The organism is Actinophytocola algeriensis (assembly GCF_014203735.1).
Taxonomy (GTDB): Bacteria; Actinomycetota; Actinomycetes; order Mycobacteriales; family Pseudonocardiaceae; genus Actinophytocola; species Actinophytocola algeriensis.
In genome coordinates this window covers 870856-895939 of record NZ_JACHJQ010000002.1, presented here as the reverse complement: position 1 = coordinate 895939, position 25084 = coordinate 870856, and the positions used below count along the sequence as shown (strand labels likewise).

Genomic DNA, 25084 nt, shown 5'->3' with positions numbered 1-25084 from the left:
GCGGGTCCGCCGCGCAGGCTGCCCGGCCAGGACGCACACGCCCGCGCCACCGATTCCCCCCGGCACTAGGTTGGTGGCGTGGGACGTAGCCGCAGGACCGACGAGACCGTGACCCAGGAGGTCGATTCGGGCTACGCGGAGCTGGTGGCGGACCGGGACGTGCCGGACGCGTGGACGCTGTGCGTCAACGGCACCCCCCAGTCCCATGTGGACCTCGACGATCCCGCGCGGATCGAGTTCGAGTACATGCGCCGGCTCGCGCACGTGACCGACCTCGTCGCGCCACCAGGGGTGCCGCTGCGGGCCCTGCACCTGGGTGGCGGCGCGTTGACGCTGCCGCGCTACATCGCCACCACCCGGCCCCGTTCCTCGCAGCAGGTGGTCGAAGTCGACGCCGCGTTGATCGAGCTGGTGCGGGCCCGGTTGCCCGTCGACCGGGCGTGGCGGCTCAAGGTCCGGCACGGTGACGCGCGTGCCGTGCTGGCGCGCGCGCCGTCGGACGCGTTCGACTTCGTCGTCACCGACGTGTTCGCCGGGGCTCGCACACCGGCTCACCTGACTTCGGTGGAGTTCGTGTCGTCGGTGGCCAGGGCCCTGCGCCCGGACGGGGTTTACGCGGCCAACATCGCGGATGGCGGGCAGCTGTCGTTCGTCAGGGCGCAGGTGGCTACTGTGCTCGCGGTGTTCCCGCGGGTTTGTGTGCTCGCTGAGCCGACCGTGTTCCGGGGGCGGCGGTTCGGGAACTTCATCCTGGTGGGTTCTCGTGCGGAGTTGCCGCTGGCCGATCTGACGCGGCTGATCGCCGGGGACGTGTTCCCCGGGCGGGTCGAGCACGGGGAGGCGCTGGTCCGGTTCACCGGTGGTGCCCGGCCGACCACCGATGAGACCGCTACCCAGTCGCCCATGCCCCCCAAGGGGACGTGGGGTTTGCCTGCCTGAGCGTGGTGGCTGCCCTTCTCCGCGGCTTGTCGCTACTCGAACATGGCTTCGTAGCCGTAGTTCTCGAACGGCAGGCCCATGCGGTCCAGGACTCGGCGGTATGCCGCTGTCGTCGCCGCGTCGATGTCCATGACCTCGCGGTTGTTCTGGGTGGCGGCGATGGCGATGCGGAGCAGGGCGTCCACGTCCGGGTCTTCGGGGGTGGGCTCGGTCATCAGCATGCGCGGGAAGTCGTCGGCAGGGTCGTCGGCGGTCTCGGCGGACAGTTCTCGCAGGGAGTCGAGCCAGTTGTCCAACCAGGTGGTGCGCCGCAGTGCCACCAGTTGCGGCATCAGGTCGGCCACACCGCAGGCCCGCCATCGGGGGGCGCGCTCGGCCTGCTCGGCGAACGTGTCGGCCACGGCCTGCGCGTCGTCCTGTTCCTCCAGTTCCTCCAGGAACTGGACCATCGTCGCGAACGGGGTGAGCACCCACCCTGTGGTGTCCACCTCGGGCAGGCCCGCCGTGTCGATCCTGGGCCAGGTGCGCCACACCTCGGGGCGTTCCTCGTCGTACGGCTCGAGGAGCTCTCGCACGTGGCCGGCCGCCAGTCCGTGCGGGCTCCGTGCGACCAGACGGCTGCCGCCGCCGAGGAGGTCGGCCAGGTCACGCAGGCGATCGCCCAGCCAGCCACTGAAGTCGCGTTCGTTGGTCAGTGCCCGCGCCAGCACGTCGACGGCCGCGCGGTCGTAGTCGGCGGGTGGGCGCGGGCGGGACGACCCGCCGAGGTCCGGGTGCGAGGGCAGGCCGGTGTCCGGTGACCACTCCCCGGGGCCCGCGCTCGCGCTGAACCAGATGCACGACTCCTCGAACCACAGGGTCGCGTCGGCCACCGGTGCGTCGGACGTCACCTGCTCGACGCGGCCGGTCCCGCTCACCAGGAACACCGACCGCGTCACGAGACTGTCCGGCGCGTCGTCGGCGATCATCACCGGTGCGTACACGCACCAACCGCCGTCGAACGGGGCCGCCGTCAGGTCGTCCGTGGGGTAGTCGTCGCCGTCGGTCCGGATCCGTTCCAGCACCAACTGAATGGCCCGCGCTTTGTCCATGTCCGACAACGTAGTCGTCGTGTGCCGGGAAGGCGCCGTGTTCCGGCTGGGACATCAGTCAGATGACGCGGCAGAGCACGGCGTCCGGGGTTTTCCCGGAGCCGATCCGGCCGGTGTAGGCGACGCCGGCCACGTACTCGCCGGCCGTGCACTGGCCCTTGTGGTGACCGGACGCGAAGTCGCCGCCCGGAGCGCCTGCCGGGCGGTTGTCGCCGCGGTCGAACCACACCGTGCGGCCAGTGCGGCTCAGGGGAGTGGGGGACTTTCCGCACAGTGCGGCCGAGAACGCCGCCCCCGTCACGCTGTAGCCCACCAGGTAGTGGCCCGGTGGGCACTGGACCTTCGTGTAGCCACTCGCCCAGTCGGTGTCCACATGGGACTCGTCGCGGACCACCGCGAAACCGGCCGGGGTGGGCCACGATCCGGTGCACAGGCCCCGGTTTCCGGTGTGGGCAAGGCCGATCACGCGCTGCCCGTCCGGGCAGACACCCTTGCGGGCGCCCGAGTTCCAGTCCGGCAGCGCCCGCACCGTCCGGGACTGCTGGAAGTCCGCGTAGTCCAGGTTCAGCATCGACCAGCGTTCGGTCGCCGGGATCTGGCCCGTGCGGCCGGTGGCCGTCGCCAGCCTCGTCCACGCCGCCGCACGCCAGTCGGAGTACACGTCGATGCGGGTGCCCGCCGTGTCCCACGCCAGCAGCGACCAGCCGTCGCCCGACCCGCCGGTGTGGAAGCCGACCGCCGGCCAGTAGGCGAAGTCCGTGTCCGTCGACACCAGGTAGTCGACGAAGGTCTCGAACCAGGCGCGGGACTTCGGGTCGGTGTTGTTCCGGCCGCCGACACCGAACTCGCTGATCCACAGCGGTGCGGTGAAGTGCTTGCCGGTCTCCGAGGAGACGAAGAACGCCTGCCGGTACAGCACGTCCCGCAACTCCTGCTGGCTGAGGTCCTGGTACCGAGGGTCACTCGTCTCGCCGATGCCCGTCGCGCCGGAGTGGTTGGGGCCCGTGTAGCCGTAGAAGTGCGCCGCGTAGACCAGTTTGCCGGAGTCGACGAGCGTGTGGGACAGCGTGCGGGCGGGTTCCAGTGTCGGCCTGCCGTGCGGGAAGCCGTCCACCGGCAGGCCCGTCCAGTTGATGCCCTCCACGATGATCAGCAGGTCCGGGTTGGCCTCCGTCAGGATCCGGTCGCCGACCCGCTGGCTCGCGCGCTGCCAGTCCTTGTCGTTGCCCCAGCCCCAGTTCGGGTCGTCCAGCGCGTTGCGCCGCACCTCGTTGTACAGGTCCGCGCCCACCACCCGCTTGTTCGCCGCGTACCGGCGCGCCATGAACAGCCAGTCGTCCTGCCACTGCTGTTCGGACTGGCTCGTGTTCCAGCGTTCGTTGCCGTCCAGGCCGCAGCACCAGCGGGACGTCGTCGTGTGGTTGTTGAGGATCACCGCGAACCCGCGCGCGGTCAGCCGTTCGACCACCGCGTCGTACACCTGCAGCGGCGTCTTCCCGCCCAGCCCCGGGTTCGCGGGCAGGTCCGGCACCGGACGGGTGTCGTGGATCATCGCGTTGGAGAACGGCAGGCGCACGCTGTTGAGCCCGAGATCGGCGAACCCGTCGATGATGGCGTCGACCGGCGCCCGGTCCAGGCCGAGCGGGGTCTGGAAGGCCTGCTCGCCCGCGTGGTGGTGCGCGGGATCGCCGACGTCGCCCGAGCCGGTCCACGTGCCGCTCGCGCCGTGCCAGTTCGCGGACTTCAGCTTGAACCGGTCGCCGTCCGCGTCGACGACGTACCGGCCGCGCGTGCTCAGCGGCCCGGTCCAGTCCACGACGGCAGCGGCGGGTTCCGCACTGGTGGTGGGCGCGACGAGACCCGAGGTGAGCAGGACGGCGAGCAGGGCGCTGGCGAACCTCACCTTCGGACCGTAGCGCGCCGGCGCGGTGACGCGCGACCAATCCCAGTTGCCCTTTCGGCGCCGCTGTCACAGAACGCGGGGCTGCCCTGTCTTAGCTGGTTGTCCGACGTACTTCCAGGAAAGGCGCATCATGAAGATCGTTGTCATCGGCGGTACCGGCCTCATCGGGTCGAAGGTCGTGCGCATGCTGTCCGAGCACGGGCACGAGGCGGTCGCGGCCTCGCCGGCCTCCGGCGTGAACACGCTCACCGGAGAAGGGCTCAAGGAGGTCCTGCGGGACGCGCAGGTGGTGGTCGACGTGTCGAACTCGCCGTCGTTCGCCGACGACGACGTGCTGGCGTTCTTCCGCACCGCGACCGGGAACATCGCGGGCGCGGGCCGGGACGCCGGTGTGGGCCACTACGTCGCGCTGTCGGTCGTCGGGAGCGACCGGCTGCCGGAGGCCGGTTACCTGCGGGCGAAGGTCGTGCAGGAGGACCTGATCAAGGAGTCGGGGATCCCGTACTCGATCGTGCGCGCGACGCAGTTCCTCGAGTTCGTCGGCGGGATCGCCCACTCCGCCACCGACGGCGGCACCGTCCGCCTGCCCGCGGCGGGTGTGCAGCCGATCGCGGCGCAGGACGTCGCCACCGTGGTGGCGCGGACCGCGGCCGGGGAACCGCTCAACGCCACCATCGAGATCGCCGGGCCCGAGGTGCTCACGATGGACGAATGGATCCGCCAGGGACTGGCGTTCCGCGCGGACCCGAGGACGGTCGTGACCGACGACGAGGCCCGCTACTTCGGGGCGAAGCCGGGCAAGGACGGCCTGCTGCCGGGACCGGGCGCCCAGCTGGCCGGGACCCGCCTCGCGGACTGGCTGCCGGCCAACCCGCCGGTCAAGTGACACAGGAACAGCAGATCGCGGCCTCGGTCCTGGTCATCGGCACCGGTGGGGCCGGGCTCCGGGCCGCGATCGAGCTGGCCGAGCGCGGCGTCGACGTGCTCGTCGTCGGCAAACGCCCGAAGGCCGACGCGCACACCACCCTCGCCGCCGGAGGCATCAACGCGGCGCTCGCGACGATGGACGCGGCGGACACGTGGCAGCAGCACGCCGCCGACACCATCAAGGAGAGCTACTTCCTCGCCCACCCGGACACCGTGCGGATCGTCACCGAGAACGCCGCGCGCGGCATCCGGGACCTGGAGCGGTGGGGCATGCCGTTCGCCCGTGAGGCCGACGGGCGGATCTCGCAGCGGTTCTTCGGCGCGCACACCTACCGGCGCACCGCGTTCGCGGGGGACTACACCGGGCTGGAGATCCAGCGAACGCTCGTGAACCGGGCCGCGCAGCTGAAGGTCCCGGTGCTCGACAACCTCTACATCACGCGGATCCTGGTGCGGGACAACGTGGTGTTCGGTGCGTACGGCTTCGACCTGGACACCGGCGCCCGGCACGTGATCCGGGCCGACGCGGTGATCCTCGCCGCGGGCGGGCACACCCGCATCTGGCGCCGCACGTCCTCGCGGCGCGACGAGAACACCGGCGACTCGTTCCGGCTCGCCGTGCTGGCCGGCGGCCGCATCCGCGACCCCGAGCTGGTGCAGTTCCACCCTTCCGGTCTGCTCGAGCCCGAGAACGCGGCGGGCACGCTGGTGTCGGAAGCGGCGCGCGGGGAAGGCGGGCAGCTGCGCAACGCGCTGGGCGAGCGCTTCATGGCGCGCTACGACCCGGAGCGGATGGAACTGTCCACACGGGACCGGGTGGCGCTCGCCGCGTACACGGAGATCAAGGAGGGCCGCGGCACACCGAACGGCGGGGTGTGGCTCGACGTGTCGCACCTGGCGCGGGAGACGATCACGCAGCGGCTGCCGAGGGTCTACCAGACACTGCTGGAGCTGCAGATGCTCGACATCACCCGCGACCCCGTCGAGATCGCGCCGACCGCGCACTACTCCATGGGCGGCGTGTGGGTCCGGCCCGACGACCACGGGACGGACGTCGAGGGCCTGTACGCGATCGGCGAGGCCGCGAGCGGGCTGCACGGGGCGAACCGGCTCGGCGGCAACTCCCTGACCGAGCTGCTCGTCTACGGCAGGCTCGTCGGCGCGGCGGCGGCGACGTACTCCATGGAACTGCCCGCGCAGCAGCGGTCGCGCGCCGCGTTGCCGGACGCGCGCGGCGAGGTCGACGAGTTGCTCGCCGCCGACGGGCCGGAGAACGTCCGCGCCCTGCAGCGGGCCCTGCGGAACACGATGACCGAGCACGCGGGCGTCGTCCGCGACGAGGCCGGGCTGCGGGCCGGTCTGTCCGAACTGGACGAGGTCGAGGACCGGATGACGCACGTCGGCGTCCACCCGGACCTCGCGGGGTTCCAGGACCTCGCGCACGCGTTCGACCTCAAGGCCGCCGCGCTCGCCGCCCGCGCGACCCTGGAGGCGGCGCTCGAGCGCCGCGAAACCCGTGGCTGCCACAACCGGACCGACCACCCGCACCTCGACGAGTCGATGCGGGTGAACCTGGTCTGGGCTGGTCCCGGCCGGATCGAGCGGGAACCCGTTCCTCCGGTGCCGGAGGAGATCGCCGGGCTCATCCGCGAGGTGTCCAGCACCGGGAAGCTCGTGGAGTAGCCGGTCCGGCGCGCGCTCCACCGGCGGCTGCCGGTCAGAGGTGGATGTCGCCGATGATGGTGTCGGCCTGGATGACCTTGCCGTGGACCGTGCCGTTGATCTGGTTGACCGCCGGGGCCCGTTCGAGTGCGTCGCGCACCTGTGCGGGCTCCGGCGGCGCGGGTCGCGCGGCGCCGGCCTCCGGCACGAGGTGGCGGGATCGGCGCAGGACCACCCGCAGCAGCTCCTCGGTGCCGGTGGTGTCGATCGAGGTCACGAGGTAGTGGCTCGCCGTGTGCGGCTGGAGGAACAGCGGGATCTCGTCGACGGTGTGGCCGGGCAGGACGACGGGCAGGACCTTGGGGAGCCAGGTGGCGCGGTCGGCGTGGACGAGTTCCCGCAGGAGCGCGGCCTCCGCCTGCAGCCCGCGGTTCTCGAGGTTCGGACCGTTCCCGTCGCCGGTCACCCGGTACCGCTCCGACGCGATGACGAGGACGTGGTCGGCGGCGGTCATCTCCCGGATGGCCCACGCGTACCAGTCCTGCCTGGCGTCGTCCGACCAGGCGTCCAGCACGACCTCGATGCCGGCGTCGCGCAGGAAGGTGGCGAAGGCGAGTACCTGTGCCTTGTGCGCGCCGGACTCGTGTGCGTAGGAGACGAACACCTTCGGTACTGCCATCTCTTCACCCACACGGTGTCAGAAGCTGATGCCGCCTTCGATGTCGCGCGCCTGCACGACCTTGCCCGACACGTTCCCGGTGATCTGGTTGACCACACCGTCGCCGCTCGCGCTGGTCTGCTGCCACACCTGCCGCAGCTCCACCCCGAACGCGGGGTCCTGGGTCTCCTCCTCGGCCAGCCGATCTGCCAGCGCCACCACCTCGGGTGAGTCCGGTTGGGCGCCGTCCGCCGCCTCGAGCGCCGCCTCGGCCTCCTGCCGGCCGGCGAACCGCCGTTTCACCAACTCGTAGAGCGACGTCGCCGACTTGGCCGCAAGCGCGGCGGCGATGGACACCAGGATCGGTTCGGGCACGGGCACCATCCTTTCGCACGTACAGCTTACGTGCCAGCGCTCTCCGTTGAGCGGGACCTGGCGGCCGACCGGAACTCGTGATCATTCCGTGCATGGGGTCACCCGGTTGCGGGTAGTCCTTCTGGGAAGGGAGTTGTCGCAATGGTTGTCGGAATCGTCATCGGTGTCTGTGTGTTGTTGCTGGTGCTGGCGTTCGTCGTGCCTCGGCTGTCGCGGGGGCCGGAGCGTGGGGCGCAGAAGACCGCGGGTGCGGGCGGTGCCGTGGCAGGCAAGGCCCCCGGCCCGTTGGGGCGCTGGCTGCGCAAGCCGTTCTCCCAGTCCCAGAAGGCGATGGGGAAGAGCGCGCAGGCCGGTCGTCAGGGGCGTGGCAAGTCGCCGTTCTGATCTCTGAACGCGCACTGACACGGGTCCGCCGCGGCGGACCCGTGTCAGCTGTCCAGCCCCGCCAGCAGTTCGTCCAGGAACTCCGCCGCCTCCACCGCGGCACGGGCGGGGTCGCGGTCGGCTATGGCGTTCAGGATGCCGTGGTGCTCGATGCGTTCGGCGGGGCCCAGTTTCTCGTTGGCGGTGGCCGCGACCGAGGCCGTGACCACCTCGGTCAGGCCGCGGTACAGCTCGGTCAGCAGCGCGTTGTGCCCGCACCGCACGACGGCGAGGTGGAACTCCGCGTCGGCGTGGACGAAGTCGTCGAACCGGGCTTCGCGTTGTGCGGCGTCGCGCTGGTCGTGCAGTTCGCGTAGCCGGGCCAGCTCTTCTTCGGTGCGCGCGGTCGCGGCCAGGCGGGCGCCCTCCACTTCGAGCATGCGCCGGACCTGCAGCGCTTCCCGCAGCTCGGTGCCGCACAGCCTGCGGATCGCACCCGACACCTCGCTCGTGGCACGCACGTAGGTGCCGTCGCCCTGCCGCACTTCCAGGAGCCCGCTGTGCGACAGCGCCCGCACCGCCTCGCGGACGGTGTTGCGCCCCACGCCGAGGGTCGCGACGAGTTCCGGTTCGGTCGGGATGCGCGTGCCGATGCGCCACTCGCCCTGCCGGACCGCGTCCCGCAGCTGCTCGATGACCTGGTCGACCAGGCCGGCACGTCTCGTAGTGGCGAGCGGCACAGGGACATCCTTTCAACCAATCATCCTACGTTTGCCTATAGTACTGGGTGTGCCCGTAAAGCCTCAGCTGGAACGTTCGCGTGTCGCGGCGCCGGTCGCCGTCACGGGCGGGGCGTTGCTCGCGGTGGCCGTCGTGCTCGCCGCGCTGAACCTGCGACCTGCCGTGACCAGCGTCGGCCCGCTGCTGGACAGGGCGCAGGCCGACCTCGGTGCCACCGCGACCTGGGCGGGGCTGCTCACCACGATGCCCGGGTTGTGCTTCGCCGTAGCCGGGCTTGCCGCACCCGCGCTGGCCCGCCGGGTGGGCATCGGCGCGGCCGTGGCGCTCGCGCTCGGTGTGCTCGCGGTCGGTCTCGTGGTCCGGGTGCTCGACGGCCCGCTGGTCGTGCTCGGCGGCACCCTGGTCGCGAGCGCGGGCATCGCGCTGGCGAACGTGCTCATTCCCGTGGTGGTGAAGGACAACTTCCCGGCCAGGGTCGGCCTGATGACCGGCGTGTACACCGCGGCGCTGCAGGGGGGCGCCGCGTTCGGCTCGGCGGCCACCCCACCGATGGACGACCTGCTCGGCGGCTGGCGTGCGGCGTGGGCGGGCTGGGCGGTGCTGGCGGTCGCCGCGCTGGTCGTGTGGCTCCTGGTCCTTCGCCGTCTGCGTGGTGGCGCGGGTACCGCTCGCCAGGAACGCGGTCGTTCGCTGCTGCGCAGCCCGCTGGCGTGGATCGTGACGGTCTTCTTCGGGCTGCAGGCGTACGTCGCGTACATCGTCATGGGCTGGTTCCCGCAGGTGCTGATGGACGCGGGCGTGAGCAGGAGCGACGCGGGCCTGCTGCAGGGCCTGATGTCGCTGCTGGCCGTGCCGATCAGCCTGGTCGTCCCGGCGATCGCCGCCCGGCAGGGCAGCCAGACGTGGTGGATCGTCGGCCTCGGCGCGATCGGGGTGGTGGGCACCGTCGGCCTGACCGTCGCCCCGTCGGCCGCGCCCCTGCTGTGGGCGATCCTCGTCGGCGTCGGGATGAGCGTGTTCTCGCTCGCGCTGACCACGGTCGCGCTGCGGGCCCGCGACGGCGCGGACACCGCGTCGCTGTCGGGGATGGCGCAGGGATTCGGGTACCTCATCGCCGCTCCCGGCCCGCTCCTGTTCGGGCTGCTGCACGACCTGACGGCCGCCTGGACGATCCCGCTGGTCATGGTCACCGTCGTCATGGTGGGTCAGTCGGTGTTCGGCGGTCTGGCGGGCCGCAACCGCTACGTGTGATGCCGCTGTTGCGGTGCCGCCAGGCCTGATTCGTAGGCGGCGACCACGAGTTGGGCGCGGTCCCGGGCGTGGAGCTTGGTCATCGCGCGGTTGACGTGGGTTTTCGCGGTCAGGGGGCTGATCACCAGGCGGGCGGCGATCTCGTCGTTGGACAGGCCCTGGGCGACCAGGGCGACGGCCTCGCGTTCGCGGTTGGTCAGCTCCTTCAGCCCGGTCGTGGGGACCGGCGGCTGGGTGACGTACCGGTCGATCAGCTTGCGGGTGATCGCCGGGGCCAGCAGCGCGTCGCCACGGGCGGCGACCCGCACCGCGTGCAGGAAGTCCTCCGGCTGGATGTCCTTGACCAGGAAGCCTGCCGCGCCGGCGCGCAGCGCGTTGAAGACGTACTCGTCGAGGCCGTAGTTGGTCAGGATGACCACGTGCACCCCGGCCAGGGCCGGGTCCGCCGCGATGCGCCGGGTGGCCTCGATGCCGTCCACGACCGGCATCTGGATGTCGATGAGCGCGATGTCGGGCAGGTGTTCCCTGGCCAGCGCCACGCCCTCGCTGCCGTCCGCGGCCTCGGCCACCACCTTGATGTCGTCCTCGACGTCGAGCAGTGCGCGGAAACCGCTGCGGATGAGGGGCTGGTCGTCGACCAGCAGGACGCGGATCACGATGTCTGGTCCACGGGGAGTTCGGCGTGGACGGAGAAGCCGCCCTCGCTGCGCGGGGCCGCCTGTAAGCGACCGCCGAGGGCGGTGACGCGCTCGCGCATCCCGAGCAGCCCGACACCGGGCACCGGCTCGGCGCCGGACACGGCCTTGCCGTCGTCGTCGACGTGGATGACCAGGGTGTCCTGGCGGTAGTCGATCCTGATCGACGCGGTCGCGGCCGCGGCGTGCCTGCTGATGTTGGTGAGGGACTCCTGGACGATCCGGTAGCCGGTCCGGTCCACTGTGGCGGGCACGTCGCCGCGGTTGCCCTCGATCGTCAGGGTCGCGTCGAGGCCCGCCGTCCGGGCCCGGCGCACCAGTTCCGGGATGTCGTCGAGCCCGTGTCGCGGGTGTTCGTCGTCGTCGCGCAGCGCCTCCAGCGTCGCGCGCAGTTCCCTGGCCGCCTCGCGGCCCGCGTCCCGGATGGCCAGCAGGGCGTCGGGTACCGGGTCACCTCGTTTCCTGGCCAGGTGGACCGCGACCTCGGCCTGCACCTTGATGACGGAGATCTGGTGGGTGAGCGAGTCGTGCAGCTCCCGCGCGATGTGCAGCCGCTCCTCGTCGGCGCGGCGGCGCGCGGTCTCCTCGCGGGTGCGCTCGGCCTCGTCCGCCCTGCGCTCGGCCTGCCGCACCGCCTCGCCGGCCGCGGCCGCGGCGACCAGCCACGCGAGCTGCAGCACGTCCCTGGTGTGCACGACCGCCTCGGTGACGTCCCACTGGTACTGGGAGAGCAGGAGCGCGACCGGGATGCCGGCCAGCAGGAGCACCGTGACCGCGACCGTGGCGAGGCGGTGGCCCGCCCGGAAGGCCGAGTACACGGCGAACAGGTACGCGAGGGCGGGCACGTCCAGGCCGAACCCCTGGTACAGCAGTGCGCTCATCCCCGTCAGGTACAACACGAAGACCGGCAGCTGGCGGTGCGCGACCAGGGACATGCCCCCGGCCACCAGGGACACGTAGCCGAGCACCTCGAAGCCCCAGCCGGAGTTCTGCCCGGACAGCGCGGTCGCCAGGAGGATCGCCGTCATGCCGACGGCGATCGCCCAGTCAGCGATCCGGCCCTTGTTCATGCGCTGAACACTAGCCAGGTGGACCGCCGGGCGAATCCCGCACGCGGATCATCGATCAACTACTGCGCCCGCAGTACTTTCGCCGTTTCTGCGCCGTCCGCGGCAGCGCGAAGTGTCTGCGTCCGGACGACGACGGCCAGGGGGTGCGCGGGACATGCTCGACGGCGTCCAGTCATGGCAGAAAGGAACACCTCATGGCCGCGCAAGAACTGCTCGTCCTCGCCGACTCCTACGGCCTCACCTCGGGACGGCTCGTGGCCACGTCGGCCGCGCTGCTGGGCCTGTTCGGCGCGGTCGTCGGCGGGCTGGCACAGGTCCGGGCTCGCCGGGGCGGTGCGCGCTTCGCCAGACGCGGGGGCGTGGTGGCGCTGGTCTCGGGACTGATCGCCGCGTTCGCCGGTGTGCTGTCGCTGATCACCGCCGACGGTGGGCCCGGCACCGGCAACGGAGTGGTCGGGGCCTTCCTGGCGGTATTACTGGGAGGCCTCGGCATGGCCTTCGGCGGGATGGCGCTGTCGCGGTCCGGCTCGGTCCGGTCGGGATAGCTCGTCAGCGCCGCGGTCGTCACGTGGCTCGGCTTCCGGGGTCGGCCAGGGCGGCGAGCCGGCGGGCCAACTGGGCCGCGGCCTCCCGCAGCTCCGGAGGTGCCAGCACTTCCGCCTCGAAGCCGAGCCGGGCTATGTGCATGGCCATCCAGTCCAGGTTCACGCCGCCGATGACGAGCACGCACCACCCGTCGCGGTCGTCCTCGACGCGGCCCGCCTGCGGTGGTATCAGCTGCCGTACCTGGTCGGCGTGGGCGTGCAGCCGTACCCGGGCCAGGTGCGGGTACGGCGTCTCGGCAACGGATCGCTGGACGTACGTGGCCGGGTCCGGATGGTCCCTCTGGCGGAAGCGCCAGGTGGTTGCCGCCGCGTCGTGCATGCGGTCCAGGCGGAAGGTGCGCCAGTCGTCGCGGTCGACGTCCCACGCCATCAGGTACCAGCGGCGGCCGGTGGCGACCATGCGCACCGGCTCGACCGTGCGTTCGCGTTCGCCGCCGTCGCGGTCGGTGTACCGGAACCGGACCCGCACGGCGTCGCGGCAGGCGCGGGCGAGCGTCACCAGCAGCTCCGCGTCGATCTCGACGCCGTGGCCGACGAGGGTGTCCGTCGCGCCGTGCACGGCCCGCACCTCGGCGCGCAGCCGGGGTGGCATCACCTGGTCGAGCTTCGTGAGCGCCCGCAGCGCCGCCTCGCCGGCCCCGGCGACCGTGCCGCCCGACGCCATGCGCAGGGACACCGCCGTCGCGATCGCCTCCTCGTCGTCGAGGAGCAGCGGTGGCAGCCGGGTGCCCGCGCCGAGCTGGTAGCCGCCGCCGACGCCCGCGGTCGCGTGCACGGGGTAGCCGAGCGACCGCAGCCGTTCCACGTCGCGGCGCACCGAGCGGTCGGTGACGCCCAGCTCGGCGGCGAGCCCGGCGGCGGTCCACGAGGGCCGTTGCTGCAGCAGCACCAGCAGCCGCAGCACGCGTTCGGTGGTCGCCTCGACGGTCACGGCGCTCATCGTGCCACGGATCACGGACCGTTCCTGTCCGCTATTGGTGCCAGGCTGACGCCATGATCTGGAACCCGCTGCTCCGCGAGCAGATCTCCTGGCACTGGACCGCGCAGCTCCGCGACCGGCTCGACGGGCTCACCGACGACGAGTACTTCTGGGAGCCGGCACCCGGCAGCTGGAGCGTGCGCCCTCGCGACACCGGCACGGCGGCGGTGCGGGCCGGGGCAGGGCCGATGACCATCGACTTCGCGATCCCGCAGCCCGACCCGGCACCGTTCACGACGATCGCGTGGCGCCTCGGGCACGTGATCGTCGGAGTGCTGGCGATGCGCAGCGCGTCGCACTTCGGCCGCGCGGCCACCGACTACGACACGTACCGGTACGCGGCGACGGCGGCCGAGGCCCTGGCCCAGCTGGACGAGGAGTACGCGACGTGGCTCGCTGGCGTGGAGTCCCTCGGCGAGGACGGGCTCGCCCGCCCGTGCGGCGAGGCGGAGGGCCCGTACGCCGAGTACCCGCTCGCGGCGCTGATCCTGCACATCAACCGTGAGCTGATCCATCATCTGTCCGAGGTCTGCCTGCTCCGCGACCTCCACCCGCACACCCGGGAGACGAACTGACATGGCTCGCGACGTACAGATCACCTTCGATTCCGCCGACCCAGCCGCGCTGGCCGCGTTCTGGGCCGAGGCACTCGGCTACCGGGTGCAGGACCCGCCCAAGGGGTTCGACTCGTGGGACCAGGCCCTCGAAGCGATGGGCGTGCCACCGGAACGCCGCAACGACGCGTCGGCACTCGTCGACCCCGACGGCGCGGGACCGCGCATCTTCATCCAGCGGGTGCCGGAGGGAAAGCAGGCCAAGAACCGCGTGCACCTCGACCTGCGTGCCGCACCGGGCCTCGAGGGCGACGCGCGGATGGCGGCCCTGGAAGCGGAGGCGGAGCGGCTCGTCGCGCACGGCGCCACCCGCGTCGAGCGTCACGAACCCGCACCACCGCTGGGTTTTGGCCACATCATCATGACCGACCCGGAGGGCAACGAGTTCTGCCTCGACTGATCCAGTGTCGCCACAACCCTGTCCGGCTCCACCACACGCTCACGTCGCGTGTGGTGCAGTCGAGGACCGCGATGATGCGCGGCCGGCGCGACGGGCCGCCAGCAGGACACACGCGATGACGCCGAGGGCCACGGTGGCCAGCCCGGAACCCCCGAGTGTCCACCGCGGACCAAGCAGGGCGGTGAGCGGTCCGCCGAGTGCCGCGCCGAGCGGGGAGGCGGTGAGGAGCGCCGCGCTGCGGGCGGCGAGCATCGCGGCCAGGTGCCGCGGCGGCGACGTCGCCTGCATGAGCGTCACCGACAGCGCCACGAACGGCCCGTAGATCGCGCCGCCGAGGGTGAAGCACGCGACGGTGACAGCCGTCGGCGCGTCGAAACCGAACGGCAGCAACGTCAGTCCCCAGGCGATGACGATGCCGACCGTCACCGGCCACAGCGGCAGCCGCCGCAGCGCACCCACCGCGAGACCACCGAGCACCGCGCCGATCCCGAACAGCATCCAGTACAGGCCGAGCAGTGCGCCCGGCGCGCCCAGCTCCCGAACGTGGAGCGGCAGGGCGACCTCGACCGGGCCGTACAACAGGTTGAAGAACCACGTGAGTGCCAGCAACCCCAGCAACTCGGGATGGGACCGCAGCAACGTGAACCCACCGCGCGCCGCGTCCCCGTCGACGGGGGAGGCCTGACCCGTCGACGGGAGCCGGGTCCGCGCGACCAGCACCGCGAGGAACACGTAGGTGAGCGCGTCCAGCCCGAGCACGAGCGCCGAGCTGACGTGGAGCACCAGCACCCCGGCGATCGCGGGCCCCGCGATGGTGGCGGCGAAGTTGAGCGTGCTGACAAGCGTGTTCGCGGCGAGTCGCTGCTCGGCGGGCAACAACTCGGCCAGCAGTGTGTACTTGCCCGCACTGCCCCACGCGTGCAGCAGCGAAGAACCCGCGAGGAGCACGACGTACAACGGCAGCGTGAGCACCCCGGCGAACCACGCGAAGGGCACCGCACCGAGGAACACACCGCGCGCCACGTTGTCGGCGAGCAGCAACCGCCGCGGGGGCATCCACCGCAGACGGCGGCCGAACACCAGCGCACCCACCACACCCGGCAACGTGTACGCGGCCACCGCCGCCCCGACCCACAACCCCGCGCTCGCCGCGGGCGCCAACTCGATGGCAAGCCACGCGACCGCGACGAAGCTCATCCCGTCACCGAGGTAGGAGACCCCGAAACCGAGCGTGAGCCGCCGGAACAGCCGATTGGCGAGCACCGGCCGGTAGGAGGCGGGAACCACCCGCTGGAACACCATGCCCGCCACGATAGGAACGAGAGGACCACAGAGCTTCTCGATTCCTGACCCAGTGCAGAACCCAACAACGTTTGAGTGGCACCAGGAAGACCACCGACAGAGTCCATGCCAAGAACCGAAGATGCCACCGAGAGGCCATCCCGGAGACCGGCCCGTCCGGCGAGGAGCCCCGTCCGGCGGGGACAACACCTCGTCAGAGCAGAACGTCCGATGAGGACAACGAACACAGAGAGCTAGTCGTACACGTCCTGGTTGACGAAGCGGGCGAACGCGCGCCACGAGTTGGGCCCCATGACGCCGTCGACAGGACCGGTGTAACCCCACTGCGCGCCGAGCCGCTGCACAGCCGCCCACGTGTTCACCCCGGGCACGCCGTCGACCGGCCCCGTGTAACCGTAACCACGCATGGCCCGCTGCAGAGCCGAGTACGTGTTGACCCCCGGCACGCCGTCGATCGGTCCGGTGTAGCCCCAGTCCATCGACAGCCAGTTCTGCGTGCGCTGCCAGAACACCGCGCCCGGCACACCGTCCTGTTCGGTCGTCGTCTTCGGCAGCGGCGGGGTCTCCGGTGGGTCGCCGGGGGTCACGACGTCGAACGCGTCCTGGCGTGCCACGTTCAGGTCGACCCGCATCCCGCCCACCACGCCGTTGGACGTGTACTGGTGCGCGCTCCACGACGGGTACGCGCCGCCGAGGTCCGGGTCGCCGGGGTAGGAGCCGTCGTTCGCGCCCCACGACGCCACCCACAGCTTCGTGCCGGTCGCGATGGTGCGTGGCCACGAACCGGAACGCAGGTCGGCCGCGCCCATGTACAGCCACGGCACGTGGTCGCCGACGCGGTCGTGCACGCGCGTGAAGAACGCCGCCACCTCGCTGTCGTTCCACAGCCGCGTCGAGTCGTCGAGCACCTCGTTGTCCAGTGCCAGCACGTCACCGCGCCGGTAGTCGTGCAGGTGGTCGGCGAAGAAGTCGGCGGCCCGCACCGGGGTCGAGAAGTCGCCCGTCACCCAGTAGTGACCGACGCGCAGCCCGGCGGCCCGCGCGCCCGCGACCTGGGTCGCGTAGTGCGGGCTCGTGTACGGGCCCTCGGTGAGCTGGGAGCCACCGGCCTTGACGATCGCGAAGCCGTGGCCGTCGGCGCGCGCCTGCGTGAAGTCGATCCCGGCCTGCCAGGTCGCCACGTCGACGCCGGTGACCATCCCGGGCGGAACGGGGGCCGCGACGGCGATGACCGCCGCGACCAGAGCGTGTGCCAGCACGACGTCCCCTAGTTGTACTTGTCCTGGTTGAGGAAGCGGGCGAAACCACGCCACGAGTTCGGGCCCATGGCGCCGTCGATCGGCCCCGTGTAACCCCACTGGGCGGCGAGGCGCTGCACCGCCGCCCACGTGTTCGCGCCCGGCACGCCGTCGATGGGGCCCGTGTAGCCGTAACCACGCATGGCGCGCTGCAGGGCCGCGTACGTGTTGACGCCCGGTACGCCGTCGATCGGGCCGGTGTAGCCGTGTTCGATGCGCAGCCAGTTCTGGGCGCGCTTCCACATGATCGGGCCGGGCACGCCGTCCTGTTCCGTGGTGGTCTTCGGCAGCCCACCGCCTCCGCCACCCAGGAAGGTCAGCGGGTTGATGCGGGCCCCGCTCGGGTTGATCATGTGCCAGTGCAGGTGCGGGCCGGTGGAGTTGCCGGACCCCGGCGCCCCGGCCGCGCCGCCGGACAGCCCGACGACACCGCCCATGCCGACCCGCGTGCCGTTGGCGAGGGAGAACTGGGACAGGTGCATGTACTGGGTGCGGTAGCCGTTGTCGTGCTGGATGGTGACCGTGTGGCCGCCCGTGCCGTTGTACGGGATGTTCGTGACGACACCGCCGCCCGCCGCGGGGAGCCGGGTGCCGACCCCCATGCCGTAGTCGATGCCGCCGAGCGAGCCGCGGTCGATGTGGTCCTGCCAGGTGCCGGTGATCGGGTAGCCGGTGAAGGGGTTGTAGAACCCCGGGACGTCGGCGCCTGCGATGCCGGCACCGAGCGCGGTGACCGCGCCGGCCGCCGCTGTGCCGTACAGGAACGCCCGCCTGCTGATGCCGCTGATCTCGTCGCCTGCCATCGACCCGACTCCCGCGTCCGAGGGATAGTTCCGCCACGAACGTAGGGACGGTGACCGCTCGCTCACATCGTGTGTTCGACCGACGGCCATTCGGCGCAACGGCTCACAGGTCGTCGAGGCGCACCAGGCCGTCCTGGATCGCGCGCGCCACCAGCGCGGCCTTGGTCGGGGCCTCGCGGCCGCTCATCGCGTACTTGATCCGGATGTGCTCGAGGTGGGTGTTGACGGTGGAGAGCGAGATCCCCAGGCGCTGCGCCACGAACTCCTTGGACTCCGACTGGAACCACTCGACCAGCACCTCGGTCTCGCGTGCCGACAACGCGGGCCGCCGCTCGGAGCGGTCCCCGGCGAGCGCACCGGCGAGCGCGGGTGGCGTGTACGCCCGGCCCGCCGCGGCGGCGATCGTGGCCTGGCGCAGGTGCTCGGCGCCCTCGGCCTTCGTCAGGTAGCTCAACGCGCCGGACTCCAGGCATCGCAGCGCGATCGCGTCGTCCGCGCGCATCGAGTAGACGACCACCCGCCGCCCCGCCTGCACCAGTCTGCGCAGGTCGGCCGTGGCCGGGGCCGGGCCACCCAGGTGCAGGTCGAGGATGACCACGTCGGCGGCGGCGCCGTCCCCGAGCCACGCGACGCGGACGTCGTCGCCCGCGGCCACGACGCGGATCGCCGGAGTGCCGGCGGCCAGCCACTGCGCGACCCCGTCGCGCACGGCCGGGTGGTCGTCGATCACCACCGCGGTCAGCTGTTCCTGCGCCATCTGGCCTCCGTTCGCAGGTAGTCACCATAGGTGCCGCACTCGACCTCGACCCGTGCTGTCGAGGCGGCGACCACCTCCGCGCCCGCGTCCGCCACCACGGCGACCCGCACGTCCTCGTCGGTGCGCAGCACGCTCACCTTCGCCCGCACCCGTGCCGCGGACAACGCCGCGACGACCGGGCCCGTCAGGTCGCGGCGGATCTCGGCGGGCACCGCCACGGCCGCGCCGCTGACCGCGAGCGACACCTCGACACCGCGCCGTTCCGCCACGTCGACGCACGCGGTGACCTCGTGCACCAGCGGATCTGGCACCTCGTCGTTCTCGGCGAACAACCGGCGGAGCTGGGTCGCGGCGAGGGCACACCGCCGCCGCGTGCCCGCGTCGCGGGGGTCCAGCACACCGTCGGCGAGGTCCGCCAGCAACGGCAGGGTCGCACCCAGCTGTCCCGCGAAGACGGTCCGCTGCTCGCGTTCCCACTGCTCGGCGTACAGCACGCGGGTCGTCAGCCGGTCGCGTTCGGCGGCGACCGCCATCGCCTGGCCGGTCCTGCGGACCAGCATCCGCGTGATCACCACGACCGCGAGCTGCATGCTGACCGTGCCGAGCGCGACGATCCCCGCGGCGCCGACCTCGGCACGGCCCGGCGCACCCGCCAGCGCGAACTGGCCCGCGCTCACCACCAGGTGCGTGCCGAGCGCGGCGAGCAGCACCGGCACCCGGTCCAGGAGCAGCAGCACCAGGTGCCACCCCACGAGGCCGACGGCCCAGTCGGGTGCGCCGAAGTGCCCGCCCTCCGGCACGACGGCGGTCGCGGCGGACGCGGCGGTCAGCGACACCACCGTGCCGAGCGCGACCACGGTGCGCGGCAAGGGTTTCCCGCGCACGACCCACACGGCGGCGGTCGCGGTGACGAGCGCCAGCGTGGCGAACGCGGCGACGGCGACCCACGTGGGGCGGTACTCGTGGCCGGCCAGCTGCCGCAGGCTCAGTCCGAACTGGACACCGGCCGCGACCCCGAGCAGCGCGATCCGCATCGTGGCGTGCACCGTTGCGTGCTCACCCATCCGGCCACACCAGCCGCACGGTGGTCCCCGCACCGGGTCGCGAGGTGATGTCGGCGCGACCGCCGACGGCCGTCATGCGCTCGAGCACCGAGCCGCGGAGGCCGCGCCGGGCGTGCGGCACCTCTTCCGGCCGGAAGCCGGCGCCCGCGTCTTCCACCGTGACGACAACGCGTTCGCCCTCGGTGCGGGTGCTCAGCGTGGCGGTCGGCACCCCCGCGTGCCGCTCCACGTTGGTGAGCGCCTCGCGGACCGCGCGCACCAGCGCGAGCGCCACCGACGCGGGCACCAGTACCCCGGCGCGCCACCGGACGTCGACGGTCAGCGGGCCGCGGTCCACAGTGGTCCGCAGCGAAGCAGTCAGGTCCACCGGGCTGTCGTGCGCGGTCTGCCCGCCGCCCGTGAGCACGGTCAGGTCGTGCCGCGCGTACTCGGCCACCCGCGCCGGTTCGGTGTCCGCGCCGCGCACCGCGACGAGCAGGAACGTCGATGACGCCGTGTCGTGCAACAGCGCGAGGTACTCCCGTTCCCGCCTGCGGCGCGCCAACGAGACGGCCTCGGCCCGTGCCAGCGCCGCACGCCGTTCCCGCAGCACGTCCACCCGCGCACTGGACCGTCGCAACAGGACGAACGCGAGACGCGACAGGGCGCACTCGATCACCAGGCGCGGCACGACCGCTCCCGCGTCACCGACCGCGACGAGGTGGACCGCCAGCAACCCGGCCGTGACCGGCACCGCGACCGTCGGTGACCACTCCCACTGCAGCGTGATCGCGGTGATCGTCAGCACGTGCAGCGCCCACGGCCCTGGCCAGTCCTGGGCCACGCAGACCACCACGACCCGCACGACGGCGAACGCGAGCGTGACCGGCGCCGCCCGACCGGTGAGCCCGGCCCAGCAGTCCACCGTGGCGCCCACGACGATGACCCCGAACAGCCCGGCGCCCAGTGGCAGCGCGTGCTCGGGCACCGTGAGCAGTCCGAAGGCGCTGATCACCACCAGGCCGACCCCGCGCAGCGGCCCGGCGAACCGGCGCGCGGACGCGAGGAACTCCGCTTCGGCACTGGCCAGCCGCGCTCCCGGCACCGGCCGACCCTAACAACGGATCCGGCTTCGTGACGCGCGTTGCCGATCACCGTGTGCGGAGGCGAACACCGACCTCGAACGGGTTGACCGTGGGCACCTTCGGCTGACCGAGGTGTGGCGGTCCTGATGTCTTTGTCACGGGTGGACGAGGTCCGTGCGGCGGATGGTTGCGCTGGTGCGTAATTCCTCCTGAGAGGTGGCTCGGCCGGCACGCGCCTGTTTTCATGGGCTTTCGGCTCACCTGGGGAGAAGTCCATGCGTGGCACCTCGTTCCGCGTCCTGATCACCGTCCTGACCCTGCTCCTCGCCGGCGCGGGTGCCGCGGCCGCGGACGTGTCGCGGTACGTCGGGTACGGCGGCCCGGTCGGGTGGCCCGGCTGCGACAGCACCACCATCGCCGGGCCGGTCGACGCGGGGCTGCTGGGCGGCATCGACGCGGTCACCTACCAGAACTGCCAGTGGGTCGGCGGTCTCACCTTCGAGGTGGATGCGCTGCTTCCCTGGACGATGAACGCGACCAGCCCGTCCGCCTACGTCATCGACGACATCGAGATCGACTTCGCGGGGCCCGGATGTGCCGGGACGGTCGCCGGCTCGGCGAACGCCTGGTACGACGTCGGACTCGGCGTCCTCACCGTGCTCGACCAGGGGACCGTGATCACCTCCCTCGACCCGTCCAACGACTGTCTCGGGCTGGTGCAGGTGGGCGAGCCCGTGCCCGTCCTCGCGGACTCGTACAGCATCGTGCTCATGTGAAGTAGCGCAGCCACACGTACACCCACGCGAGCACGATGCTCAGCACCGTCACGACGACGCCGTACTTCGTGAACTGCCAGAAGCTCACCCGGTGCCCCGCCCGCGCGGCGATGCCGAGCATCACGACGTTGGCGCTCGCCGCGACCGCGGTGCCGTTGCCGCTGAAGTCGGCGCCCAGTGCGAACGCCCACCACAGTGCCTCACCCGTCGCGGGGTCCGGGGCCTGGGCCACCATGCCTTCGACGATGGGGGCCATGGTCGCGGTGTACGGGATGTTGTCGAAGAACGCGCCGAGCACACCAGAGCCGAACAGGAGCGCGGTGGCCGCCATCAGGTAGTCGTCGCCGAACTGCTGGATGGCCCACTCGCCGGCGGTGGCGATCAGTCCGGTGTGGACGAGACCGGCGACCATCACGAACAGGCCCGCGAAGAACGCCAGCGTCGGCCACTCGACCTCGTTCAGCACCTCGTTCGCGTCCACGCCCGCCACGAGGTACATCACGCCCGCACCGACCAGCGCGACCACCGACGGCTCGACGTGCAGCACCGAGTGCAGGCCGAAGCCGATCACCACCCCGGTGAGCACCACGAGGCAGCGGACCAGCAGCTTCGGGTCCTTGATCGCCCGCCGCTCCTGCAGGGCCATGACCTCGGCGACCTGCTCGGGGTTGTACACGAACGACTTGCGGAACAGCACCTTCGTCAACAGCACGAACACGATGAAGATCAGGACGACGGCCGGGGCCATGTGCACGAGGAAGTCGTTGAACGTCAACCCCGCCCGGCTGCCGATGATGATGTTGGGCGGGTCGCCGATGAGGGTCGCCGCGCCGCCGATGTTCGCGGCCAGCACCTCGGCGATGAGGTAGGGCTGGGCCGGGATCCGCAGCCGGTTGCACACCACGATCGTCACGGGTGCGACCAGCATGATCGTGGTGACGTTGTCCAGGAACGGCGAGGCGATCGCGGTGATCAGCATCAGCATGACCATCAGCCGGTACGGCTTGCCGCGCGACCGCTTGGCCGCCCAGATGGCCAGGTAGTCGAACACGCCGGTCGGTTTGATGATGCCGACGATGATCATCATGCCGAACAGCAGGAAGATGACGTTCCAGTCGATGCCCTCGTGCTCGGAGTAGAACACCCCGGCACCGGGGATCAGCCCGAGCACCGCCATCGCGCCGGCGGCGACGAGCACCGTCGTGACCTTGCTGACCCGTTCCGTGGCGATGAAGAAGAACGCCACGATGAAGATCGCCAGGGCGAGGAGCGCGCTCACGACGTGCGGATCAGTCGCCGAGGTTGGTGACGGCGAGGCTGGTCAGCAGGCGTTCCAGCGTGACCGCACCGGTCAGCGTGCCGCCGGCGTCGACCATCGCGACGAGCGGGCTGCGCTGCCGGGCCATCGACGCGGCCACCTCCAGCAGCGTCGCGTCCTCGCCGACGGTGGCGGGCTTCTGCGCCTGGCGGACCAGGCAGTCGCCGACCGTGCGGTCCCCGAGCTCGGTCCAGAAGCGGTCGGCGTGCGCCTCGTCGATCGTCCTGGCGAGCGCGGGGTCGTCCTGGAACGACGCGGGCACGGCCAGCCGCAACACCTGCGTGCCGGGCAGCACGACCGACGGCCGGGACCGCTCGTCGACCAGGATCAGCCCGGGCAGCCGGCGCAGGACCATCACGCGCACCACCTCGAGCACCGGGTCGTCGACCGTCAGCATCGGCATGGTGACCGCGATGTCACGTGCTTTCATGGCATCCACCTGTCGCGCGAAATCCGAAGTGGTCATGACGTCCTCCCGACGTGGTCGACCGCTTCCGCGGTACGGAGCGGGTGGTGAGCTGTTCGGCGTGGCCGGCCGGGACCCGGACCCCGCGCTCCACCCCGGGGAGGACGAAGACGAGGCCCGGGCCTTGCACCGCAGTCAGCACCCCGTGGCGGAACACCACGAGCCGCTGGTCCGCCCAGACCACGTGCAGCGACGACGCGGCCAGTGCGCCGAGGGCGGTGAGCATGGGGGCAACGCTGAACACATGCTCAAGTCTTCGCAGGTCAGCGGCCTGGCACCATCGGGTCTGACACCCAACTCCGGTGTGGTGGGTCATGTAGACGGGCATGGGGGCCAGCCCGCATGGACAGCGCGTGACACGCGCGCGACCCTGGACCGGTGAGCGTCCACACCGCACTGTTCCGACGGCTGTTCCTGATCAACGGCCTGGTCTTCACCGTCGGCACCCTGGTACTCGCGCTGTCGCCCGCGACCGTGTCCTCGCCGGTGGTCCTGACCGAGCTGCCGGTGCTGCTGGTCGGGCTGGCGGTGATCCTCGCCGCGAACGCGCTGCTGGTGCGGACCAGCCTGGCCCCGCTGGGCTCGCTCGCCACCCTCATGCAGCGGGTGGACCTGCTGCACCACGACGACCGGCTCACCGACGGCGGGAACGGCGACCTCGCGCACCTGATCAGCACGTTCAACGAGATGCTGGACCGGCTCGAGGCGGAGCGGAACGCGGCGAGCGCGCACGCACTGGCCGCGCAGGAGGGCGAGCGGCAGCGCATCGCCCGCGAGCTGCACGACGAGATCGGGCAGAGCCTGACCGTGGTGCTGCTCGGGCTCAAACGGGTGGTGGACCGCGCGCCGGACGACCTGCGGGAGGAGCTGCGCGGCGTGGCGGAAGGCGTGCGGTCGAGCCTCGACGAGGTGCGGGGCGTCGCGCGGCGGCTGCGGCCCGGGGTGCTCTCCGACCTCGGCCTCCACTCCGCGCTGACGGCGTTGAGCAGCGAGTTCTCGCAGGCGAGCGGGTTACCGGTGACCCGTAGAGTGGAGGTTCCGCACGGGCTCGACGGGGATGTCGAGCTGGTGCTCTACCGGATCGCGCAGGAGGGGCTGACCAACGTGGCCAGGCACGCCGCCGCAACTCGTGCCGAGCTGACGCTCGGGCAGGAGCAGGCCGGCCTGACGCTGCGCATCCGCGACAACGGCCGCGGCGGGGTGACCAGGGACGGCGCCGGTATCCGCGGCATGCGGGAACGCGCGCTGCTGGTCGGCGCACGGCTGACCGTCGAGTCACCGCCCGGGGAAGGCACGGAGGTCGTGCTGGTGGTGCCGGCGTGACCACACGGATCCTGCTCGCCGACGACCACGCACTCGTCCGCCGCGGCCTGCGGCTCATCCTCGACGCGGAACCGGACCTGACGGTCGTGGCGGAGGCCGCGGACGGCGCGGAGGCCGTGGCGCTGGTCGGCGAGGGCGGCATCGACCTGGCGATCCTGGACATCGCGATGCCGAGGATGACCGGCCTGCAGGCGGCGCGCGAGATCTCGGCGCGGGCACCGGACGTGCGCATCCTCGTGCTGTCCATGTACGACAACGAGCAGTACCTGTTCGAGGCGCTGAAGGCGGGCGCGTCGGGGTACGTGCTGAAGTCCGTCGCGGACCAGGACCTGCTGGCCGCGTGCCGGTCGACCATGCGCGGCGAACCGTTCCTCTACCCCGCGGCGGTCACCGCGCTGATCCGCGACCACCTGCGCCGGGACAGCGTGCCGGAACGAATCCTCACCCCACGCGAGGAGGAGATCGTCAAACTGATCGCGGAGGGCAACTCCACCAAGGAGATCGCGGACCTGCTCGTCATCAGCGCGAAGACGGTGGACCGCCACCGCGCGAACATCCTCGCCAAGCTCGGCATGCGCGACCGCCTGGCGTTGACCCGCTACGCGATCCGGGAAGGTCTCGTGGAGCCCTGACCGGTGCC

General features: G+C 71.7%; 28 protein-coding genes. 11 read left to right on the top strand and 17 right to left on the bottom strand.

The window, feature by feature from the left end:
• Window positions 1-78 precede the first annotated feature (78 nt).
• On the top strand, window positions 79-939 hold the full coding sequence (locus FHR82_RS10270; protein ID WP_184810040.1) for a spermidine synthase: 861 nt from the start codon (window positions 79-81) through the stop codon (window positions 937-939).
• Window positions 940-971: 32 nt separating this feature from the next.
• Here the strand turns inward: FHR82_RS10270 and FHR82_RS10265 are convergent, their stop codons facing one another.
• Window positions 972-2030, bottom strand: a complete 1059-nt coding sequence (locus FHR82_RS10265) for a hypothetical protein (RefSeq protein ID WP_184810039.1) — start codon at window positions 2028-2030, stop codon at window positions 972-974.
• Window positions 2031-2088: 58 nt separating this feature from the next.
• On the bottom strand, window positions 2089-3933 hold the full coding sequence (locus FHR82_RS10260) for a glycoside hydrolase family 5 protein (protein ID WP_184810038.1): 1845 nt from the start codon (window positions 3931-3933) through the stop codon (window positions 2089-2091).
• A 130-nt stretch (window positions 3934-4063) separates the two neighbouring features.
• On the opposite strand from FHR82_RS10260, the gene FHR82_RS10255 reads away from it, so the two are divergent.
• Together FHR82_RS10255 and FHR82_RS10250 are read left to right on the top strand one after the other, a co-directional pair.
• Window positions 4064-4819 (top strand): SDR family oxidoreductase, encoded by a 756-nt coding sequence (locus tag FHR82_RS10255; protein ID WP_184810037.1) that lies wholly within the window; start codon window positions 4064-4066, stop codon window positions 4817-4819.
• The gene (locus FHR82_RS10250) at window positions 4816-6543 is read left to right on the top strand and encodes an L-aspartate oxidase (protein WP_184810036.1); all 1728 of its coding nucleotides are present in this window, start codon (window positions 4816-4818) and stop codon (window positions 6541-6543) included. The genes FHR82_RS10255 and FHR82_RS10250 overlap by 4 nt, the downstream gene beginning before the upstream one ends.
• A gap of 34 nt (window positions 6544-6577) precedes the next feature.
• Here the strand turns inward: FHR82_RS10250 and FHR82_RS10245 are convergent, their stop codons facing one another.
• Complete coding sequence (locus tag FHR82_RS10245) at window positions 6578-7201, bottom strand: SEFIR domain-containing protein (protein ID WP_184810035.1); 624 nt, start codon at window positions 7199-7201, stop codon at window positions 6578-6580.
• A gap of 18 nt (window positions 7202-7219) precedes the next feature.
• Complete coding sequence (locus tag FHR82_RS10240; protein WP_221463595.1) at window positions 7220-7564, bottom strand: hypothetical protein; 345 nt, start codon at window positions 7562-7564, stop codon at window positions 7220-7222.
• Between the two features lie 132 nt (window positions 7565-7696).
• Between FHR82_RS10240 and FHR82_RS10235 the strand changes: the two genes are divergently transcribed.
• Window positions 7697-7939, top strand: coding sequence for a DUF6411 family protein (locus FHR82_RS10235; RefSeq protein ID WP_184810033.1), 243 nt, complete (start codon window positions 7697-7699; stop codon window positions 7937-7939).
• Between the two features lie 44 nt (window positions 7940-7983).
• Here FHR82_RS10235 and FHR82_RS10230 read toward each other — a convergent pair whose 3' ends face one another.
• Entirely contained in the window at window positions 7984-8658 is a 675-nt protein-coding gene (locus tag FHR82_RS10230) for a FadR/GntR family transcriptional regulator (RefSeq protein ID WP_184810032.1), read from the bottom strand.
• 49 nt (window positions 8659-8707) lie between these two features.
• On the opposite strand from FHR82_RS10230, the gene FHR82_RS10225 reads away from it, so the two are divergent.
• On the top strand, window positions 8708-9910 hold the full coding sequence (locus tag FHR82_RS10225) for a CynX/NimT family MFS transporter (RefSeq protein ID WP_311770996.1): 1203 nt from the start codon (window positions 8708-8710) through the stop codon (window positions 9908-9910).
• Here FHR82_RS10225 and FHR82_RS10220 read toward each other — a convergent pair.
• Together FHR82_RS10220 and FHR82_RS10215 are read right to left on the bottom strand one after the other, a co-directional pair.
• Window positions 9901-10566, bottom strand: a complete 666-nt coding sequence (locus FHR82_RS10220) for a response regulator (RefSeq protein WP_184810030.1) — start codon at window positions 10564-10566, stop codon at window positions 9901-9903. The genes FHR82_RS10225 and FHR82_RS10220 overlap by 10 nt on opposite strands.
• The gene (locus FHR82_RS10215) at window positions 10563-11675 is read right to left on the bottom strand and encodes a sensor histidine kinase (RefSeq protein ID WP_184810029.1); all 1113 of its coding nucleotides are present in this window, start codon (window positions 11673-11675) and stop codon (window positions 10563-10565) included. The genes FHR82_RS10220 and FHR82_RS10215 overlap by 4 nt, the downstream gene beginning before the upstream one ends.
• 194 nt (window positions 11676-11869) lie before the next feature.
• Between FHR82_RS10215 and FHR82_RS10210 the strand changes: the two genes are divergently transcribed.
• Window positions 11870-12220, top strand: coding sequence for a DUF6223 family protein (locus FHR82_RS10210; protein ID WP_184810028.1), 351 nt, complete (start codon window positions 11870-11872; stop codon window positions 12218-12220).
• A 19-nt stretch (window positions 12221-12239) separates the two neighbouring features.
• On the opposite strand, the gene FHR82_RS10205 is transcribed toward FHR82_RS10210, so the two are convergent.
• Window positions 12240-13211 carry a helix-turn-helix transcriptional regulator gene (locus FHR82_RS10205; RefSeq protein WP_184810027.1) on the bottom strand — a complete coding sequence of 324 codons (972 nt, stop codon included), beginning with the start codon at window positions 13209-13211 and terminating at the stop codon, window positions 12240-12242.
• Between the two features lie 62 nt (window positions 13212-13273).
• Here FHR82_RS10205 and FHR82_RS10200 point away from each other — a divergent pair, with 62 nt between their 5' ends.
• Both FHR82_RS10200 and FHR82_RS10195 read left to right on the top strand, forming a co-directional pair.
• Window positions 13274-13834, top strand: coding sequence for a DinB family protein (locus FHR82_RS10200; RefSeq protein WP_184810026.1), 561 nt, complete (start codon window positions 13274-13276; stop codon window positions 13832-13834).
• A 1-nt stretch (window position 13835) separates the two neighbouring features.
• On the top strand, window positions 13836-14273 hold the full coding sequence (locus FHR82_RS10195; protein WP_184810025.1) for a VOC family protein: 438 nt from the start codon (window positions 13836-13838) through the stop codon (window positions 14271-14273).
• A 39-nt stretch (window positions 14274-14312) separates the two neighbouring features.
• Here FHR82_RS10195 and FHR82_RS10190 read toward each other — a convergent pair whose 3' ends face one another.
• The 6 genes from FHR82_RS10190 to FHR82_RS10165 all read right to left on the bottom strand — a co-directional run bounded on the left by FHR82_RS10190 (window position 14313) and on the right by FHR82_RS10165 (window position 20581).
• A complete protein-coding gene (locus FHR82_RS10190; RefSeq protein ID WP_184810024.1) occupies window positions 14313-15575 on the bottom strand; it encodes an MFS transporter in 1263 nt (420 codons plus the stop codon).
• A gap of 233 nt (window positions 15576-15808) precedes the next feature.
• Complete coding sequence (locus tag FHR82_RS10185) at window positions 15809-16834, bottom strand: GH25 family lysozyme (RefSeq protein WP_221463594.1); 1026 nt, start codon at window positions 16832-16834, stop codon at window positions 15809-15811.
• Window positions 16835-16842: 8 nt separating this feature from the next.
• Window positions 16843-17676, bottom strand: a complete 834-nt coding sequence (locus FHR82_RS10180) for a peptidoglycan DD-metalloendopeptidase family protein (RefSeq protein ID WP_184810023.1) — start codon at window positions 17674-17676, stop codon at window positions 16843-16845.
• Window positions 17677-17779: 103 nt separating this feature from the next.
• The gene (locus tag FHR82_RS10175) at window positions 17780-18433 is read right to left on the bottom strand and encodes a response regulator (protein WP_184810022.1); all 654 of its coding nucleotides are present in this window, start codon (window positions 18431-18433) and stop codon (window positions 17780-17782) included.
• Entirely contained in the window at window positions 18415-19497 is a 1083-nt protein-coding gene (locus FHR82_RS10170; protein WP_184810021.1) for a hypothetical protein, read from the bottom strand. Before FHR82_RS10170 ends, FHR82_RS10175 begins: the two co-directional genes overlap by 19 nt.
• Window positions 19490-20581 carry a sensor histidine kinase gene (locus tag FHR82_RS10165; protein ID WP_311770995.1) on the bottom strand — a complete coding sequence of 364 codons (1092 nt, stop codon included), beginning with the start codon at window positions 20579-20581 and terminating at the stop codon, window positions 19490-19492. Before FHR82_RS10165 ends, FHR82_RS10170 begins: the two co-directional genes overlap by 8 nt.
• 255 nt (window positions 20582-20836) lie before the next feature.
• Here FHR82_RS10165 and FHR82_RS10160 point away from each other — a divergent pair, with 255 nt between their 5' ends.
• Window positions 20837-21337: a hypothetical protein gene (locus FHR82_RS10160; RefSeq protein WP_184810020.1), complete on the top strand. Its 501-nt coding sequence runs from the start codon at window positions 20837-20839 to the stop codon at window positions 21335-21337.
• Here FHR82_RS10160 and FHR82_RS10155 read toward each other — a convergent pair.
• Genes FHR82_RS10155 through FHR82_RS10145 form a run of 3 tightly spaced genes read right to left on the bottom strand, consistent with a single transcriptional unit; the run spans window position 21330 to window position 23347 of the window.
• Window positions 21330-22616 (bottom strand): ArsB/NhaD family transporter, encoded by a 1287-nt coding sequence (locus tag FHR82_RS10155; protein WP_184810019.1) that lies wholly within the window; start codon window positions 22614-22616, stop codon window positions 21330-21332. The two genes, FHR82_RS10160 and FHR82_RS10155, sit on opposite strands and share 8 nt — an antisense overlap.
• A gap of 10 nt (window positions 22617-22626) precedes the next feature.
• Window positions 22627-23085, bottom strand: a complete 459-nt coding sequence (locus FHR82_RS10150) for a CBS domain-containing protein (protein ID WP_184810018.1) — start codon at window positions 23083-23085, stop codon at window positions 22627-22629.
• Window positions 23072-23347 (bottom strand): hypothetical protein, encoded by a 276-nt coding sequence (locus tag FHR82_RS10145; protein ID WP_184810017.1) that lies wholly within the window; start codon window positions 23345-23347, stop codon window positions 23072-23074. Before FHR82_RS10145 ends, FHR82_RS10150 begins: the two co-directional genes overlap by 14 nt.
• A gap of 152 nt (window positions 23348-23499) precedes the next feature.
• On the opposite strand from FHR82_RS10145, the gene FHR82_RS10140 reads away from it, so the two are divergent.
• Both FHR82_RS10140 and FHR82_RS10135 read left to right on the top strand, forming a co-directional pair.
• Entirely contained in the window at window positions 23500-24444 is a 945-nt protein-coding gene (locus tag FHR82_RS10140) for a HAMP domain-containing sensor histidine kinase (RefSeq protein ID WP_184810016.1), read from the top strand.
• Window positions 24441-25076 carry a response regulator gene (locus tag FHR82_RS10135; protein WP_184810015.1) on the top strand — a complete coding sequence of 212 codons (636 nt, stop codon included), beginning with the start codon at window positions 24441-24443 and terminating at the stop codon, window positions 25074-25076. The genes FHR82_RS10140 and FHR82_RS10135 overlap by 4 nt, the downstream gene beginning before the upstream one ends.
• Window positions 25077-25084: the final 8 nt, after the last annotated feature.